The 16227-nt window shown below is 70.7% G+C and carries 14 protein-coding genes; 5 read left to right on the forward strand and 9 right to left on the reverse strand.

Translation table 11 applies throughout. The annotated features are described in order from the left end of the window. Positions 1-108 precede the first annotated feature (108 nt). Positions 109-1248, forward strand: coding sequence for a mandelate racemase/muconate lactonizing enzyme family protein (locus tag JHE00_RS05835; protein ID WP_200315444.1), 1140 nt, complete (start codon positions 109-111; stop codon positions 1246-1248). A gap of 17 nt (positions 1249-1265) precedes the next feature. After that, positions 1266-1937, forward strand: a complete 672-nt coding sequence (locus JHE00_RS05840; RefSeq protein ID WP_200315446.1) for a ThuA domain-containing protein — start codon at positions 1266-1268, stop codon at positions 1935-1937. A gap of 339 nt (positions 1938-2276) precedes the next feature. Here the strand turns inward: JHE00_RS05840 and JHE00_RS05845 are convergent, their stop codons facing one another. Continuing rightward, on the reverse strand, positions 2277-3071 hold the full coding sequence (locus tag JHE00_RS05845; protein ID WP_200315448.1) for a helix-turn-helix transcriptional regulator: 795 nt from the start codon (positions 3069-3071) through the stop codon (positions 2277-2279). A gap of 183 nt (positions 3072-3254) precedes the next feature. On the opposite strand from JHE00_RS05845, the gene JHE00_RS05850 reads away from it, so the two are divergent. Further along, positions 3255-4196, forward strand: coding sequence for an SDR family NAD(P)-dependent oxidoreductase (locus tag JHE00_RS05850; protein WP_200315449.1), 942 nt, complete (start codon positions 3255-3257; stop codon positions 4194-4196). A gap of 215 nt (positions 4197-4411) precedes the next feature. Here the strand turns inward: JHE00_RS05850 and JHE00_RS05855 are convergent, their stop codons facing one another. From JHE00_RS05855 to JHE00_RS05870, 4 genes are all read right to left on the reverse strand, one after another. Next, on the reverse strand, positions 4412-5389 hold the full coding sequence (locus JHE00_RS05855) for a LacI family DNA-binding transcriptional regulator (protein ID WP_200315450.1): 978 nt from the start codon (positions 5387-5389) through the stop codon (positions 4412-4414). Between the two features lie 129 nt (positions 5390-5518). Next, the gene (locus JHE00_RS05860; RefSeq protein WP_200315451.1) at positions 5519-6310 is read right to left on the reverse strand and encodes an enoyl-CoA hydratase/isomerase family protein; all 792 of its coding nucleotides are present in this window, start codon (positions 6308-6310) and stop codon (positions 5519-5521) included. Then, a complete protein-coding gene (locus JHE00_RS05865) occupies positions 6307-7413 on the reverse strand; it encodes an extracellular solute-binding protein (RefSeq protein WP_200315452.1) in 1107 nt (368 codons plus the stop codon). Before JHE00_RS05865 ends, JHE00_RS05860 begins: the two co-directional genes overlap by 4 nt. Next, complete coding sequence (locus JHE00_RS05870; RefSeq protein ID WP_200315453.1) at positions 7410-8618, reverse strand: CaiB/BaiF CoA transferase family protein; 1209 nt, start codon at positions 8616-8618, stop codon at positions 7410-7412. Before JHE00_RS05870 ends, JHE00_RS05865 begins: the two co-directional genes overlap by 4 nt. A gap of 135 nt (positions 8619-8753) precedes the next feature. Between JHE00_RS05870 and JHE00_RS05875 the strand changes: the two genes are divergently transcribed. Continuing rightward, a complete protein-coding gene (locus JHE00_RS05875) occupies positions 8754-9500 on the forward strand; it encodes an SDR family NAD(P)-dependent oxidoreductase (RefSeq protein ID WP_200315455.1) in 747 nt (248 codons plus the stop codon). Then, the gene (locus JHE00_RS05880; protein WP_200315457.1) at positions 9497-10561 is read left to right on the forward strand and encodes an aldose 1-epimerase family protein; all 1065 of its coding nucleotides are present in this window, start codon (positions 9497-9499) and stop codon (positions 10559-10561) included. Before JHE00_RS05875 ends, JHE00_RS05880 begins: the two co-directional genes overlap by 4 nt. A gap of 77 nt (positions 10562-10638) precedes the next feature. Here JHE00_RS05880 and JHE00_RS05885 read toward each other — a convergent pair whose 3' ends face one another. The 4 genes from JHE00_RS05885 to JHE00_RS05900 all read right to left on the reverse strand — a co-directional run bounded on the left by JHE00_RS05885 (position 10639) and on the right by JHE00_RS05900 (position 16117). After that, positions 10639-12210 carry an alpha/beta hydrolase gene (locus JHE00_RS05885; protein WP_200315458.1) on the reverse strand — a complete coding sequence of 524 codons (1572 nt, stop codon included), beginning with the start codon at positions 12208-12210 and terminating at the stop codon, positions 10639-10641. Between the two features lie 255 nt (positions 12211-12465). Continuing rightward, entirely contained in the window at positions 12466-14193 is a 1728-nt protein-coding gene (locus JHE00_RS05890) for an alpha/beta hydrolase (protein WP_200315459.1), read from the reverse strand. 105 nt (positions 14194-14298) lie between these two features. Continuing rightward, on the reverse strand, positions 14299-15456 hold the full coding sequence (locus JHE00_RS05895; RefSeq protein WP_200315460.1) for a sensor histidine kinase: 1158 nt from the start codon (positions 15454-15456) through the stop codon (positions 14299-14301). Between the two features lies 1 nt (position 15457). Beyond that, positions 15458-16117: a response regulator transcription factor gene (locus tag JHE00_RS05900; protein ID WP_200315461.1), complete on the reverse strand. Its 660-nt coding sequence runs from the start codon at positions 16115-16117 to the stop codon at positions 15458-15460. Positions 16118-16227: the final 110 nt, after the last annotated feature.

A 16227-nucleotide genomic window follows, 5' to 3' on the forward strand; every position in this document is an offset into this window, starting at 1 on the left:
TGTTCGTGCCGATCGCCCAGCCCCGTACTGCGCAACCACCCCAGCCTAGCCGAAGCTGCTAGAGTCATCACTCGTATCATAAGTTACAAGTCGCGGACGAGGAGCACGATGCGAATCACCGGGTACCGGTGCCTGGTCACGGTGCACGAGTGGGGCCGTCCGGTCGGTGACGTGAACGGCGTCATCGCGGGCGGGATCACCGAGGTACCCGTCGTGCTGCTCGAGACCGACGAGGGCCTCACCGGCGTCGGCCTGGGCGGGCACGCCGACGTGCACCGCGTCTTCCCCGCTCTCGAGGGCCAGGATCCCCGGGCAGTCACGTCGCTCTACGACCGCATGCTCTCCCACGTCTTCAAGTCGGGACACGGCGGAAGCACGTTCGGCACCATCGGCGCGCTGGACATGGCGCTGTGGGACCTCAAGGCGAAGCTCGCGGGCGAACCGCTGTGGCGCACGCTCGGCGCGGCCGACCGCTTCGTGCCCGGCTACGCCTCCGGCCTGGAGTACGCGCTGACCGACGAGGAACTCGTCGCGTTCTACGAGGGGTGGGCGCGGCGCGGGTTCACCGGCGCGAAGGTCAAGGGCGGCCTCGACCTCGACCGGGACGTGCGGCGCCTCGCCGCGGTGCGGGACGTGTTGCGCGCCAACACCTCGCGGCCCGCTCTGATGTACGACGTCAACGAGTCGTGGGGACGGCACCAGGCCGTCCGGTCCGCGCGCCGGGTCGAGGAGGACGTCGACCTCACCTGGATCGAGGAGCCGGTGCGCCGCTGGGACGTCGCCGGGCACCGCGCCGTGACGACCGGAGCCCGCGCCGCCGTCGCCAGCGGCGAGAACCTGACGGGACTCGAGCATTTCCGGCCGCTGCTCGACGCCGGCGCCGTGGACGTCGTGCAGACCGGCAGCGTCTGGGGCATCACGCACTTCCTGCGCGTCGCCACCGTCGCGTTCGGACACAACCTGCCGGTGAGTCCCGTCGGCTACAACGCCAACCCGGTCGCGCACGCGGCGGCCGCGGTGCCGAATCACCTGGCCACCGAGATCCAGGACCTCGCGTGGCCGGTGGGGCTGCGGGTGGACCAGGAGATCGCCGACGGCGGAATCGTGCTCGGCGACGCGCCGGGACTGGGCATCGAGGTGGACGAGGACCGGATCGCCGCGCACACCGCGTCGGGCCGCTGGTCGGTGGTGGCGGGCCCCCACGTCCGCCCCGCCGACGCCGGACTGCGACTCGCGCCCCAGGCGTGACGAGAGGGGAAAGCACAGTGAGTACGCGACACGCGCTGATCGTCCGCGGCGGCTGGGAGGGCCACGACCCCCTCGGCTGCACCGAGCTGTTCCTGCCCCGCCTGGAGCGCGCGGGCTTCGCGGTCTCGGTCAGCGAGGACCTGTCGGTCTACGAGGACGCCGACCTGCTCGCCCGCACCGACCTCGTCGTGCACTCGTGGTCGGGCGGCGAGCTGAGCGCCGAACAGGAGGCCACGCTCGTCGCGGCGGTGGAGGCGGGCACGGGATTCGCGGGCTGGCACGGCGGCGTCATCGGCACGAACGTCCGCAACGCACGCTACCTGCGCATGGTCGGCGGCCGGTTCGTCTGGCACCCGGAGGGCTTCCAGGAGTTCACGGTGCACGTCGCCGACGCGCCGCCCCGGGACGGGGAGATCACCGAGGGCATCGGCGACTTCGACGTCGAGACCGAGCACTACTGGGTGCTCTCCGACGCGCTCAACACGGTACTGGCCACCTCCGTGCTCGCGCCCGGTGAGCAGTGGGCCGAGCCCGTTGAGTTCCCCGTGGTGTGGACACGCCGCTGGGGAGCGGGCCGCGTGTTCGTGTGCACCCTGGGCCACCGCGTGTCCGACCTCGAGGTCCCGCAGACGGCGACGATCGTCGAGCGCGGCCTCGTGTGGGCGGCGCGCCGAGCCCCCTTGCGGTGAAGGGCACCTTTACTGCGTTGAATGCGGTAAAGGTGCCCTTCACCACCAGTGCGCGTCAGTTGCCCCTTGCGGTGCGGGGAGCCGCGACTGAGGACGACGAGTGAGTCAACGGCCAGCGATGCAGTCGATGATGGGCGTCGGCCCGCAGTCCGTCCTAGGTGAGCTCGCGCTGGAGGTCGCGCTCGCCCGACACAAGGAACGAGCACGCGGCCGCACGCGGTTACCGCCGCTACGGCGGTATGTCGACCCGCTCACCGACGCGTTGGCCGGACCCGAGTCCCACTGGGAGCCGGGGCCGACTGGCTGTTCCACACCCACGTCACCGGCGCCGGGGGTGGGTCAGGTGTGGTGGGGGGTGAAGAGCATGACCCAGTGGTCGTTCTCGGGGTCGTGGAGCATTTCGCTGTCGAAGGTGAGCGGGCCCTGTGTCGGGTGGTTGACGTGTTTCATCGCTGAACTCCAGGTCCCGATCTCCCCCTTCTGCCAGTGGCGGTCGAACTCGGGGTTGCTTGTCGAGAGTTCGCGGAACAGGGAGCGGAGATACTCGTCTTCCGGGTAGTGGCTGAGTGCCTTGCGGAGTTCGGCGGTGGCCACCCGGGCTAGTTGTTCGGCCCCAACGTTTCCGAGTACTTTGTCGAGTCCCGTTGCGGTGAAGGCCTGGTAGGCGATGTTGCGGCCGTAGGATCCGTCGTCGAAGAGGGGCCCGAACAGGTCCGCGGCGGCGGTGTTGAAGGCGAGCACGTCGAGCCGGCCGTCGTGGACGGTGACCGGCATGACGTCGTTCAGGCCGTCGAGCAGCTGCTGGAGACCGGGGCGGATCTCGGTGGCGGGTGCCCGCGATGGCGGGGGGCGCTCGCCGGCGAGGCGAAAGAGGTGGTCCCGTTCGGCGTTCGAGAGCCGGAACGCTCGGGCCAGAGACGCGAGGATCTCCCGCGACGGGCGGGCGGCACGGCCCTGTTCGAGGCGCGTGTAGTACTCGACCGAGATTCCCGCGATGTCGGCGAGTTCCTGACGCCGCAGACCCGGGACACGCCGGTGGGACAGAGGGGAGACTCCGGGCCGATCCAGGGGCGCGAGCTGGGAGCGGTGGTGACGTAGGTACTCGCCCAGACCTGACCGCTCATCTCCCCGCATGGATTCATTGTCCCTCCCCACGGGGCAAGCTCCCGGCCGGAGTGTGGCCCTGTGGGTACCAGGCTCGAGGCGATCTCCCTGACCGTCGGAGGCCGCGTCAGGGTCGGTGGTGACGCAGAACGCGGACGTCGACGCGTCGACGCCACCGCCGGAACCCACCCGACCCAGCCCAGGAGACTCCCCATGACCACAGCAAACCGATCCCTGATCATGACCGGCGCCACCCGAGGGATCGGGCTGGAGGCCGCGCGGGACGTCCTGAGACGCCGCCCCGACACCCACCTGATCGTTCTCGGACGTGCCTCATCCACCGCCGAGACTCTGCCGGGCCTGCGGGAGATCTCCCCACACGTCTCACACGTCGACATCGATCTGGCGAGTACGGCCAGCGTCGCCGCCGCCGGCGCGCACCTGGAAGACCTCCTCGACTCCGGCGCCCTGCCTCCGCTGTGGGGACTGGTCTTCAACGCGGGCGTGCACCTGTCCAACGCGTTGGAGGCCACGGTCGACGGTTACGAGCGGACCTTCGCCGTGAACGTCATGTCCACCCACCAGCTCCTGCGGCGACTCCACCCCCATCTTCATTCACCGGCCCGCATCGTCGTCACGGTCAGCGACGCCCACTTCGGCGACCTCCGGCACACCGGAGGAACCATGCCCTCGCCCCGGTGGGCCATCCCGGACATCTCCCAACCCGGAGCGTTCAACCGCTCCGGGAACGTCCGAGCCGGCCGCCGTGCCTACGTCACCAGCAAACTCGGCGGCATATACCTGGTCCACGAGTGGTCCCGCCGCCTGCCCGAAGGCGTCGACATCATCGCCTACAACCCCAGCCTCGTCATCGGAACCGGACTCGCCCGAGAAACCGGCGGCGCGTTCCCCTTCCTGATGCGGAGAATCGTCCCGATACTGGCGGCCACACCCCTGGTGGACACGCCCGCTCCCGCAGGCAAGAAACTCGCCGACGCCATCCTCGGCGCCACCTCCGCCCCGACCGGCGCCTACATCCACCGAACCAAAGCCATGCGGTCTTCCACCGAGTCCTACAACCCCGACCGCGAACGCGCCCTCTGGAACTGGCTGGAACAACTCCCACGGGAAAAGACCCCACGAACAACCAACTGACACACCGACAAGGGGCCCGTTGTGCTCGCCACCCACCGCACCCGGCCCATCAATCGCCGCGGCCAGCGCGCTCGCCGAACCGCCGGACCCAGCGGACCGCCGGCGCAGCCCCTCCAGCTCCAAGCACGAACCCGCCCTGACCTCCCAGTCAGGCCCTCGACGATCACAGTTCCAGGGGAGGAAACAGACGTTCCCGTTCGTTGTACCCGTACGGCCTAAGTGCTCTCGCGCACGACCACGCGGTAGCCCACGTCGCGGTGCGGCCGCTCGACCCGGCCACCGCGCATCCGCGCGAGCAGCAGGTCCGCGGCCAGTTCGCCGATGTGGACGCTCGGGACCGCCACGGTGGTCAGCGCGGGAACGAGGTGGCGCGCCAGTTCGAAGTCACCGAACCCGGCCAGCGCCAGCGTGCCGGGCACGTCGATCCCCCGCCGCACACACGCCTGCAGGGCTCCCGCGGCGAAGACGTCGCTGGAGAACAGCACGGCGTCGGAGTCCGGGTAGCGCTGAAGCACCTGGTCGAGCAGCGCCACGCCGGTGTCCATCGTGACCGGTTCGGGCCCGGCGTCCACCGTGCGCGGTTCGCTGCCCAGCAGGTCGCGCACGGCGCTCACGTAACCGTCGAGCCGCTCGCCCGCTCTGGAGTCGCCCGCGGTGTGCCTGCCCGCGAAGGTGATCCTGCGTCTGCCGCGCTCGACGAGGTGCGTGACCATCGCCGAGGCCGCGGCCGCGTTGGAGAAACCGACCAGCACGTCCACCGGATCGGCCGACCAGCCCCAGGTCTCCACCACCGGGACGCCCGCGGCGGTGAGCAGCGCTAGCGTGCCGGGCGTGTGGCTGGTGCCCACCATCAGCAGCCCGTCCGGTCTCCTGCCGAGGAAGCTGCGCAGCACCTCTTCCTCGTGCTCGGGCCGGTAGTCGGTCGTGCCCACGAAGATCTGGTAGCCGTGAGCGGCCAGCGCTGTCGAGAAGGCGTGGACCGTGTCGGCGAAGACCGACGCGTTAATCTGCGGCACCAGCGCGGCGACGGTGCGGCTGCGGTTGGAGGCCAGGTTGCTCGCGGCGAGGTTGGGGACGTATCCGGTGGCCGCGATGGCCGACTCGACCCTGGCGCGCGTCGCCTCGCCCACCGACGCCGGGTCGCGCACGACGCGCGACACCGTCTGCGCCGACACGCCTGCTGCGGTGGCCACGTCCGAGAGGGTCACCGAGCTCGTCGCGGAGCGCCTGCGCGAGCGCTGGGACGGGTCGGTCACGCGGGACCCGGCCCGGGGTTCACGGTGCGCGAGCGAAGCATCGGACCAGCGTAGAGCACCACCTGATCACCTCTTGTGGAAGACGGGCGGGCGCTTCTCGGCGAACGCGCGGCGGCCCTCGGCTGCGTCCTCGGTGGCAAAGCAGATGGTCTGCAGGTCACGCTCGTAGGCCATCGCCTGGTCCTCCGGCAGGTTGCCCGCGGCCCGCAGGTTGAGCTTCGCCGTCTCGGCCGCCACGGGAGCGCGGCTGGCGATGACCTTCGCGAGGACTCGCGCCCGGTCGAGCAGGTCCGCTCCGGCGACCACCTCGCTCACCAGATGCCACTCCAGCGCGCGGGCCGCGTCCACGCGATCGCCGGTGAGCAGCATCAGCGCGGCGTTGCTCGGACCGGCCGCGCGGCTCAGGAACGCGGCCATACCACCGCCGCCGATCCAGCCGAGCGTGATCTCCGGCGCCCCGAACGACGCCGTGTCCGAGGCGAGCCGGATGTCGCACGACAGCGCGGTTTCCAGCCCGCCGCCCAGCGCGTAGCCGCCGACGGCCGCGATCGTGGGCGTGCGGGCGGCCCGGATGGCGTCGCAGTAGTCGACGCGGTTGCGGAAGTCCCACGGCGTGGCGTAGCCGTCGAGCTCGCCGATGTCGGAGCCGACGCTGAACGACCGCCCGCCCGCTCCGGTCACCACCACGGCGCGCACGTCGTCGGTGGTGTCGCACCACCGCACCGCCCGCACCAGCGCCCGCGACATCTCGGGCGTGACGGCGTTGAGCTTCTCGGGCCGGTTCAGCGTGAGCGTCGCGACGCGGTCGGTCACGTCGAGCAGCACGTGCTCGGTGCCGAGGTCAGGAGTCGTGGTCATACCCGGGATCCCTTCGGGGTGCGGCTCGCCCGGAACAGGGCGCGCATCGTCTCGAGTGCGTCTCGGTGGTCGGCCCGCTCCGCGAGCGCCTCGCGGACGACGGCCGAGGCCGCCGACTGGAAGGCGATGTAGCCGTTATGGCGGGGCCGGACCCACGACTGCTCGCAGGTGGCGGTGGTGTGCCGGTAGAAGTCGGCGCCCGCGATCGTGGGATCCGCCCAGGCTGCGCGTGCGCTGGGCTGCCCGCTGTGCCGGGGCAGGAACTCGGTCTGCGCGGCCTCGGACATCAGCCAGCGGACGTGATCGAGCAGCTCGGGCGACGGGGTGCAGCGCGCGCTCAGCGCCAGGCCGGTGCCGCCGAGCGTGGAGCCGGGGCGGCCTCCCGGCTCCACGACGGGGGCGTCGGTGAACGCCACGCGCCCGGCGTAGTTGACGTAGCCGTAGACGAGCGGGCAGTGCGCGAGCCGGTCGGTGCCCACCATCAGCTCCAGCAGGCCGATCGGGTTGAGGCCGCGGGTCTCGGGCGGGGCGAGCGCGTCGATGTCGGCCATCAGCTCGAGCACCGCGAGCCCGGTCGCTTCGCTGATCAGCTCGTCCGGGTCGGTCGCGGGCTCCTCCCCCAGCGCGACGGCCAACGAGGCGAAGGTGAGAAACGCGTGCGGCCCGGCCAGCGACAGCGCCACCGGAGCCCGGCGGGCGAGGCGGAGCACGTCGTCCCACGTCGCGGGCGCCGCTCCGGCCAGGTCGGCGCGTGTGGCTGCGACCTGGGTCGCCGCGTCCAGCGGCAGCGCCCATTGCTTTCCGTCCATTGTGTACGACGCCATGGTGGGGCCGATCGAGGCCGCGGCCCACGTGGCCAGCTCCGCGGCGGAGAACACCTCGTCCAGCGGCAGCAGGCACCCGGCGTCGAGCGCCTCGCCGAGGTGCGGGTGATCGAGCACGACGAGGTCGTAGCGCGCGCAGAGATCGTCGATGGGATGGGACTCGAAGCCCTCCAGTGGCTGGACGTCCCAGCGCACCAGCTCGCCGGCCGACGCGGCGAGCGCGTCGTGACCGCGCGGGTGGTCCCAGGTCAGCCCGGCGTAGGTCATGGCGCTGGTCACGAGGTCTCCGTGACCGCGCCGGAGGCGAACAGCTCCTCGACCTCGCGCTCGTCGAGGCCGACCTCGGCCAGGACCTCACGGGTGTGCTCACCGGTGAGCGGGGCGCCGCGCCCGATGCGCGGTGGCGTCGCGGAGAACCGGTACGGAAAGCCCGGGACGGTCACGCTGCCCTCGGTGGGGTGGTCGTAGGTGACGAAGGTGCCGTTGTGCCGGATCTGCGGGTCGTCGATCAGATCGGCGTAGCCGTAGACCGGGCCCGCCCAGATCCCGGCGGCGTCGAACGCGTCGAGCCAGTGGCGCGAGGACTTCTGCTTCAGGTGCGCCGCGGTGCGGGCGAAGATCTCGTCGCGGTGGGTCCAGCCGTGCTCCTCGTCGTCCATGGCCGCGAAGCCGTCCTCGCCGAGGATCTCGCCGAGTCGCTTCAGCGGCGGAAAGGCGAGCACGATGAACCCGTCGGAGGTCTCGAAGGCGCCGTAGGGCGAGCGGATGTAGACGTGGGCGTGCGGTTCGGCTGAGCGGGTCTGCGGCAGCCCGCCGACGGTGTGCACGGACAGCTCCTGCATCTGCAGGGTGGTGATGGCGTCGAGCATGTTCACGGTCACCAGCTGGCCCTCGCCGGTGCGCTCGCGGTGCAGCAGCGCGGCGAGCACGCCCTCGAACGCCGTGGACGCGGTGACGGCGTCCACGAGGTACTGGCCCGCGGCGCGGGGTGCCTCGCCTGCCCTGCCGGAGGAGAGCATCGCGCCGGACATCGCCTGCAGCAACAGGTCCTGGCCGGGACGCTGGGCGTAGGGTCCGTCCTCGCCGTAGCCGGAGATGGAGACGTACACCAGCGACGGGTTGATCTCGGCCAGCGAGGCGTAGTCCACCCCGAGCCGGTCGGCGACGCCGGGCCGGTAGTTCTGCAGGAACACGTCGGCGCTCGCGACGAGGCGCCGCAGCACCTGCTTGCCCGCCGGGTCCTTGAGGTCGACGGCCAGCGAACGCTTGTTGCGGTTGAGCGAGAGGAAGGAGACGTTGATCCGGTTGCCGCTCGCCCCGCCCGCCGCGGCGTGGCGCTGCCACTCCCCGGTCACCGGCTCGACCTTGACGACGTCGGCGCCGAGATCGCCGAGCCGCTGGGCGGCGAACGGGCCCGCCATGGCGATGGAACAGTCGAGCACCCGGTACCCGGCGAGCACGCCGGATCTGTCGCGCGTGGTCATGAGACTCCTCGTGGCGGCGGCACCGTCGACGCGGGCGCCGGCCGGACTCTTTTGTTAGCGCTACCGTTAGCGCTAACATCAACGCTATGCGGGCACCGCTCGCAGTGTCAACGTCACCAGCGATGGGGATATCCGATGAAGCAGTCCCAAGCCGCACTCGTGACCGGTGCCGGCGGCGCCCTGGGCAGGGCGATCGCCCGCCGGCTCGCCGCCGACGGGCACGACGTCGCCGTACTCGACCGCGACGCCGACTCGCTCGAGCAGACCGCCGAGCTGGTGGCCAAGGAGGGCGCCCGCGTGCTGGCGCTGACCACCGACCTGCGCGACCCGGCCGCGATCGAGGAGGCCGTCGACCGCACCGCCACGGAGCTGGGGCCGCTGCGCTGCCTGGTGAACAACGCCGCCGTGTACCCGAGCAGGGCCTTTCTCGAAGTGCCGCTGGCCGAGTACGACGAGGTCGTCGCCGTGAACCAGCGCGCCTACTGGGTCGCCGCCCAGGCCGCGGCGCGGCACCTGAGCGACGTGGGCGGCGGCACGATCGTCAACGTCGCCTCGATCACCATGCACGGCGGCTGGGACTCGCTGGCCGCCTACATCTCCACCAAGGGCGCGGCCGTGGCGTTCACCCGCGCGCTGGCCCGCGAGCTCGGTCCCGCCGAGATCCGCGTCAACTGCGTCTCACCCGGCGCGTTTCCCACGGCGGCGGAGGAGATCCACGAGAACCCCGAGGCCTACCAGCGGCACGTGCTGGACCATCAGGCACTGAAACGACGCGGGCAGCCCGACGAACTGGCGGCGGTGGTGTCCTTTCTGGCCGGAGCGGACTCCTCGTTCGTCACCGGCCAGTGCATCGAGGTCAACGGAGGGTGGGTGATGTCGTGAAGCTGCACGGACGGTCCTACGACCGCGACTCGCTGGCCAGGCTGGCGGGCGATCTGAGCGCCGCGGGCGGGGTGCGCTCGGTCGTGCTCGACGACGGCGCCGAGCGCGGCATCCGCACGCTCGAGTTCCGCACGGGCGCGGGCCTGTCGTTCGACGTGCTCGTGGACAGGGCCATGGACCTGGGCGGCGCGGAACTCGACGGCGCGGGCTTCGGCTGGCGCTCCGCCACGGGATTCCGCCACCCCGGGCTGCACGAGTACCGCGACGACGACGGCCTGTCGATGATGCGCAGCTTCTCGGGCCTGTTGCTCACCGCGGGGCTCGACCACACGCTCTTCGGCGCCGAGGTGGATGCCTCGCAGTACCGCTACCCGCCGCGGCGCACCGTCTCCAACGGACTGCACGGCCGCGTCGCCAACCTGCCCGCCCGGCTCACCGGCTACGGCGAGCAGTGGCAGGACGACGGCCGCTGCGTGCTGTGGGCCGAGGGCGAGGTGCGCCAGGCCGCGATCTTCGGCGAGCACCTGCGGCTCACCCGGCGCATCGAGGCCGACCTCGGCGGCACGGAGATCCGGCTGATCGACCGGGTCCGCAACGCGGGCTTTGACCCGACGCCGCACATGTACCTCTACCACGTCAACATCGGCTGGCCGTTCCTCGATGAGGGCGCACACTACGAGCTGCCACTGCGGAAAACTGTGTGGCGCAGCGACAGCGTGGCCGAGCAGGACATCTCGAACACCACGATGCCACCGCCGGTGCCGGGCTTCGTGGAGCAGGTCTACGAGCACGAGCTGGAACCCGACGAGCACGGCCTGGTGCGGCCCCGGTTGGTCAACGAGCGGCTCGGCGTGTTCTTCGAGCTGGAGTACGACACGGCACAGTTCCCGTGCTTCTTCCAGTGGATGCACCTGCGCGAGGGCGCCTACGCGGTGGGCTTCGAACCGTCGACGCACCATGTGCAGGGCGAGACCGCGGCGCGCGAGAACGGCTCCATGACCTTCCTGGAGCCGGGCGAGGAACGGCTCTACAGCACCACGTTCCGGGTGGGCCGGATCTGAGCAGGCCCGGCCCGGGCGAGCCGCCCCGGAGCCCCCGCTCCGGGGCGGCCATCTCCCCGTTCCCCTTCGTCAACCGGTCACAGCGAACAGCGCTGGTCCTCGGCCGGCGTCTTCAGATTGATCAGGTACTCGGCGACGAGGTCGTTGACACACGGGCTGGTGCCCGCCTGCGCGACGGTGTGCCGCTCCCCCTCGACCGTCAGCATCGTGCCGCCGAGCGACTCGGCCAGGGTCTTGCCCGCGTCGTACGGGGTCACCGGGTCGCCGGTCACCGAGATCACCAGCGTCTCGGGCAGGCCCTGCACGTTCTGGGCGTAGGGGAAGCCGAGCGACGGCTCACCCGGCCACTTCTCGCACGCGTCGCGCGAGGCGCCCTCGAAGTCCTCGCCGGAGTCCATGAACGGGCTCACCTCGGCGAGTTCGGTGCGGAGCTTCGCCTCCTCCTCGGGCGACCGACGTTGCTCGTCGTTGCAGTTGATGGCGAGGTTGGCGTCGGTCTGGTTGTTCCAGGCGCCGTCCGCGCCCCGCACGCCCATCGAGTCGCTCAGCGCCATCAGCTTGTCGCCCCGCCGCTCGTTCTTGAGCTGGGCGATGGCGTCGATGATCGCGGGCCACTGCTCGGAGTAGTACAGCCCGGTGGTCACGCCCCCGGTCGCCTGGTTGAAGCCGAGCTCACGGCCTTCGCCCGCGGGAACCGGTTCGTCGATCAGTGGCCGCACCAGGTCCTGGAAGACCTCCGTCGCCTTCCCGGGATCGGTACCCAGTGGACAGTCCTGGCTCGTCGCGCACGACTTGGCCATCAGGTCGAACGAGCGCTGGAACCCGACCTGCAGCTCCAGCCTGCGCTCCGCGAGGCTCTGCGTGGGATCGATGGCCCCGTCCAGCACCATCGCCCTGACCTTCTCCGGGAACATCTCCGCGTAGACGGCGCCGAGCCGCGTGCCGTAGCTCTGCCCGGCGTAGGTCAGTTTCTCCTCGCCCAGCGCGGCGCGGAGCACGTCCATGTCCCTGGCAACGTTGCGACTGCCGACCGAGGCGAGCACGTCCTCGCCGCCCGAGCCCTCGGCGCACGTGTCCGCCAACTCCTGGGTGTAGTCCTCGGTCCACTCCCCCGCGGTGCCGAGCGAGGTCACCCAGTCCTCACCCCGATCGCGCTCCTCGTCGGTGAAGCAGTCGATCGCGGGCGTCGACGCACCGACACCGCGCGGGTCGAAGCCGACCATGTCGAAGCGCTGCAGGACCTCGGTGTCCTTCAGGCCCACCGACGCGACCGCGGCCTGCGTCATGCCCGAGCCGCCGGGACCGCCGGGGTTGAGCACCAGCGAGCCGATCCGCTCCCCCTTGGCGGCCAGCCGCATCACCCCGATCCAGGCGGTCTCACCGTCGGGCTCGTCGTAGTTCAGCGGCACCTCGAGCCGCCCGCACTCGAACGGCTCGACGTAGTACTGCTCCTCGGTCGCCGTGGGCGCGTAGCCCTCGCACGATCCGAACTCCAGTTCCTGGTTGTAGAAGCGATCCAGCGCTCCGTCGTTGGTTCCCGCCTCCGACTGCGCTTCGGACTCCTGACCCCCGCAGGCACCGAGCGCGATCAGCATCGGCACCGCGGCGAACGCGAACGACGTGCGGACCAGACGTCTCCGATGAAACACGAAACTCCTCCCGGCCGGGGTGGACCCGGCTTCGGTTCTGTCGGACGTGGAAGCACCGGCGCGAAACTCCGGACAGCTGCGCCCTTCCGGCATACCTTCATTCTTTCGGCGTACGCCGATCGGGCAAACCGGCGGGTGCGTTCGGCCGGAGCCTCTGCCGGAACGGACATCGTCCGCCTGCCACGCTTGCGACGGTGCCGCATCGCGGGTACCGCGGCGCGCGCCGGTGCCTCCTCGTCCACTGTGGACTCCGTGTTACATCCGGGCAGGCACCTGCCAGATCGACCGGTTCGCGCTCGCCTCCCGCACCCGGGCGTCCTTGCTCACGTCGCTCCGTTCCTGCGCCCCGGCGTCGGCGGGAGCGTCGGGAGCGTCGTCGGCCGGGACGGAGGGACGCGGTTCGGCGGCGCACTCCGACCGGCTCGGCGGCAGCACGCCGTTGATCAGGTAGTCGTCGACCCGCTCGGTGACACACGGATTGCTGCCGTAGTGTCCGTGCCCGCCGCTGTCCCGCACCGAGATCAGGTGGTTGCCCAGCGTGTCCGCCATCTCGGGACCGCCCGCGTACTGCGTCGCGGGGTCGCCGTCGCCCTGGATCACGATCCCCGCCGGGTAGCCGTCGCGCTCGAGCGACACCAAGGGCTCCGGCGGCGTGAAGCCGCGGAACGTGCAGTTGGTCGGCGCGGCACCGATCACGCCGCTGCCGTTGCGGTCGTGGTACGGGTACTGCTCGCGGTAGCGCCGCATGTCCTCGTAGTAGGTCTCGGGATCGCTCGGCCAGTCCGCCTCGCAGGTGACGGTGTCGTACACCCCCGGGTCGATCTTGCCGATGCCCTGCTCCGAGAGCAGCCTGCCGACCGAGTCGCTGGTGTCCTTGGACAGCGCGGTGCCGTCCTCCGCCGCCGTGCGGAGCTCACCGACCACCTCGGCGACGACATCCCACACCGGACGCTGCTGGGTGGTCTGAGCGAGGAAGATGTCCATCTCGTCACCGTCGAACTCCCGCGGCCAGTAGAACGGCCAGTCCTCCGGCCGTTCCCGGTCCAGCGGCACCGACTCGTCGGCCAGCTTCTCGGTGAGCGCCTCGGTGGTGGCCAGCACCTCGTCCTTCGACGTACCCAGACCGAAGGTGCCGTCGCGCTCACCGACCCACGTGGCCCACTCCTCGACGTTGAACCGCACGCCGACCGACTGCTGCAGGCCCTGCTCGCGCCACAGCCAGTCGGGGTGGATCGACGAGTCGAGCACGCTGCGGTTCAGGCCCTCGGGAAAGAGGCTTCCGTAGACCGCGCCCAGGTAGGTGCCGTAGGAGTAGCCGACGTAGTTGATCTTCTTCTCGTCCAGCGCCGCCCTGATGACGTCCATGTCCCGCGCCGTGTTGGCCGTGTTGATGAACGGCCGGATGCCGCCGCCGCCCCGTTCACAGGCGGCCTCGCGTTCCTTGGCGTACTGCGTGTACGCGGCGAACTGCTCGTCGGTGGGCCGGGTCGTGTCCGGGCGGGGATCGTCGATTCGTTCGCAGAAGAGCCCGGAGGACCGGCCGACGCCCCGCGGATCGAAGCCGATGAGGTCGAACGACTCCGCCAGCTCCGTGTCCCGCACCGGCAGCGGCATGGACAGCCCACCTCCGCCGGGACCGCCGGGGTTGAAGAGCAGGACCCCCTGCCGTTTCTCGGAATCCTTCGCCTTGATGCGGCTGACCTCGATGCGCAGCCTGCCGTCCTCGGGATTCTCGTAGTCCACCGGGACGATCGCCGTGGCGCACTCCATGTGCTTCCACTGGCCCTTCCACGGATCGATGATGATGCCGTCGTCGGGCTGTTCCGAGGGAGGCCACGGCTCCGGTTCCTCGCACTGCTTCCAGTCGAGCTCCTGCCCGTAGAACTCCGCGAGGTCCGCGTTCTGGCTCTGCCCCGCGTTCGCGGTGGTCACCACACCGATCCCCAGTGCGACCGCCACTGTCACGCCCGACGCGAACGCCACCCTGGCACCGCGTCGAATTCCCCTTAACGTACGCACAATGCGTGCTCCTGTCGTCTGTGGACGAAGACGAAGGCAACGCTAGGGAGGGCGATGTTGCGGAGATGTTCAGGCTTTCGCGCGCGGCATATCGAGGTCGACGGTGAGCCCACCGTCCGAATTGGGCGACAGGCTCAAGGCACCCTCGTGCGCGCTGGCGACGGCGGCGACGATGGCCAGCCCGAGTCCGTGCCCCGAGCCGGGCGTGCGGACGCGGCCGCTGCCGCGCACGAAGGGCTCGACCAGCGACTCCACTGACTCCTGCGCCACCGGAGGTCCCGTGTTCACGACGGTCACACGCGCCACCTCCTCGGTCGCCGACAGCCGCACGAGCGCGTGGCCGCCGGCGTGGTTGTGCCGGACGGCGTTGCGCACGAGGTTCGACAACGCCTGCCGGATCAGCACGGGATCACCGAACGCCACCGCGTGTCCTTCGGGCGCGCGAACCGCGACGCCCGCCGCCGCGGCCTCGGCCTCGTGATCGCCCACCACCGCACGCGAGATCCTCGCCAGGTCGGCCGGTTCGCGCAGGCGCGCGCCCCGGTCGGCGTCGGCGAGGTCGAGCAGCGCGCCGACGGTCTCGATGTTCGACCGGTTCATCTCCCGCACCCGCCCGGCGAGTGCGCGGAACTCGGTCAGATCGGTGTCCGGGTCGTCGAGCGCGACGTCGATCATCGTCTGCGTCGTCGCGAGCGGGGTCCGCAGCTCGTGCGACGCGTTGGCCGCGAACCGGCGGTGGATCGCGAACGAGCGCTCGAGCGAACCGAGCATCCGGTCGAAGGTGTCGGCGAGATCGCGCACCTCGTCGCGCGGACCATCGAGCCCCACCCGGTGGTCGAGGTCTCCGGTGGCGGCCCTCGTCGCGGCGACGTTGATGGCCGAGAGCGGCTTGATGATGCGGCCCGCGACGATCCAGCCGACGACGGCGCCGAGCAGGGCGAGCGTAATCAGCGCGATCGCCGAGACGGTGAGGAAGTTCTCGAGGAAGTCGTCGGCACTCTCGATCGCGATCGAGGTGGCGGGCGGTTCTGTCCGGCCGTAGTGAGTCGTGGCCTCGTCCAGCGGAGTCGGCCCGCCCAGCACTTCCGCGATCTTGAAACTGGGCACGAAGCGCATGAAGAGGTAGACGATCGCGATGAACACGGCCACCGAACCCGTGACCATGCCCGCGTAGCTCAGCGCCAGCCTGACGCGGATCGGCAGGCGCCGTGACCCGGAGCGGGCCACGTCAGTCGCCGAACCGGTAGCCGGCGCCGGGAACCGTCTGGATCACCTTCGGTTCGCCGAGATGCTTGCGCAGGTTGGAGATCGTCACGCGGGGCGAGTTCGTGAACGGATCGGCGTTGGCGTCCCACGCCTGTTCGAGGATCTCCTCCGCGCTGAGCACCCCGCCCTCGGCCTTCATCAGCACCTGCAGCACGGCGAACTCCTTGGGGCTCAGCCGCACCGAGCTGCCGTCGCGGTAGACCTCGCGGCGGAACGCGTCCAGGCGCACCCCGTGCGACTCCAGCACGGGTGGCCGCGCGGGCTGGGTGCGCCGTTCGAGCGCTCGCAACCGGGCGACGAGCTCGGGCAGTTCGAAGGGCTTGGGCAGGTAGTCGTCGGCGCCGAGCTCGAAGCCGGACACCCGGTCCCACAGCGAACCCGCCGCCGTGAGCATCAGCACTCGCAGCTCCGGGTGGTCGGCCGCGATCCGCTTGCACACCTCGTCGCCGTGGATTCCCGGCAGGTCCCGGTCGAGCAGGACCACCTCGTAGTCGTTGACGGTGATCTGCTCCAGCGCGGTCTCCCCGTCGTGGACGACGTCCGCCGCGATCGTCGCCCGGCGGAGCCCGGCCCGGATCGCGTCGGCGAGGTAGGGCTCGTCCTCGACGATCAGCACACGCATACGAAAAACCACTCCTCGGTCGGCACCCTTCGGCGCGGAGCCAATCACCACCACTGTTCTCAAACCGTAAAGGTTCAACCAGAGGTCGCGGCAACACCCCGGATGGTCGG

This window comes from Prauserella cavernicola, from assembly GCF_016595675.1.
GTDB classification, from domain to species: Bacteria; Actinomycetota; Actinomycetes; order Mycobacteriales; family Pseudonocardiaceae; genus Prauserella_A; species Prauserella_A cavernicola.

Coding starts and splice junctions, on each gene's coding strand:
- JHE00_RS05875 (WP_200315455.1), top strand. CDS start 8,754: ATGAAGCAGTCCCAAGCCGCACTCGTGACCGGTGCCGGCGGCGCCCTG.
- JHE00_RS05850 (WP_200315449.1), top strand. CDS start 3,255: ATGACCACAGCAAACCGATCCCTGATCATGACCGGCGCCACCCGAGGG.
- JHE00_RS05900 (WP_200315461.1), bottom strand. CDS start 16,117: ATGCGTGTGCTGATCGTCGAGGACGAGCCCTACCTCGCCGACGCGATC.
- JHE00_RS05835 (WP_200315444.1), top strand. CDS start 109: ATGCGAATCACCGGGTACCGGTGCCTGGTCACGGTGCACGAGTGGGGC.
- JHE00_RS05845 (WP_200315448.1), bottom strand. CDS start 3,071: ATGCGGGGAGATGAGCGGTCAGGTCTGGGCGAGTACCTACGTCACCAC.
- JHE00_RS05870 (WP_200315453.1), bottom strand. CDS start 8,618: ATGACCACGCGCGACAGATCCGGCGTGCTCGCCGGGTACCGGGTGCTC.
- JHE00_RS05860 (WP_200315451.1), bottom strand. CDS start 6,310: ATGACCACGACTCCTGACCTCGGCACCGAGCACGTGCTGCTCGACGTG.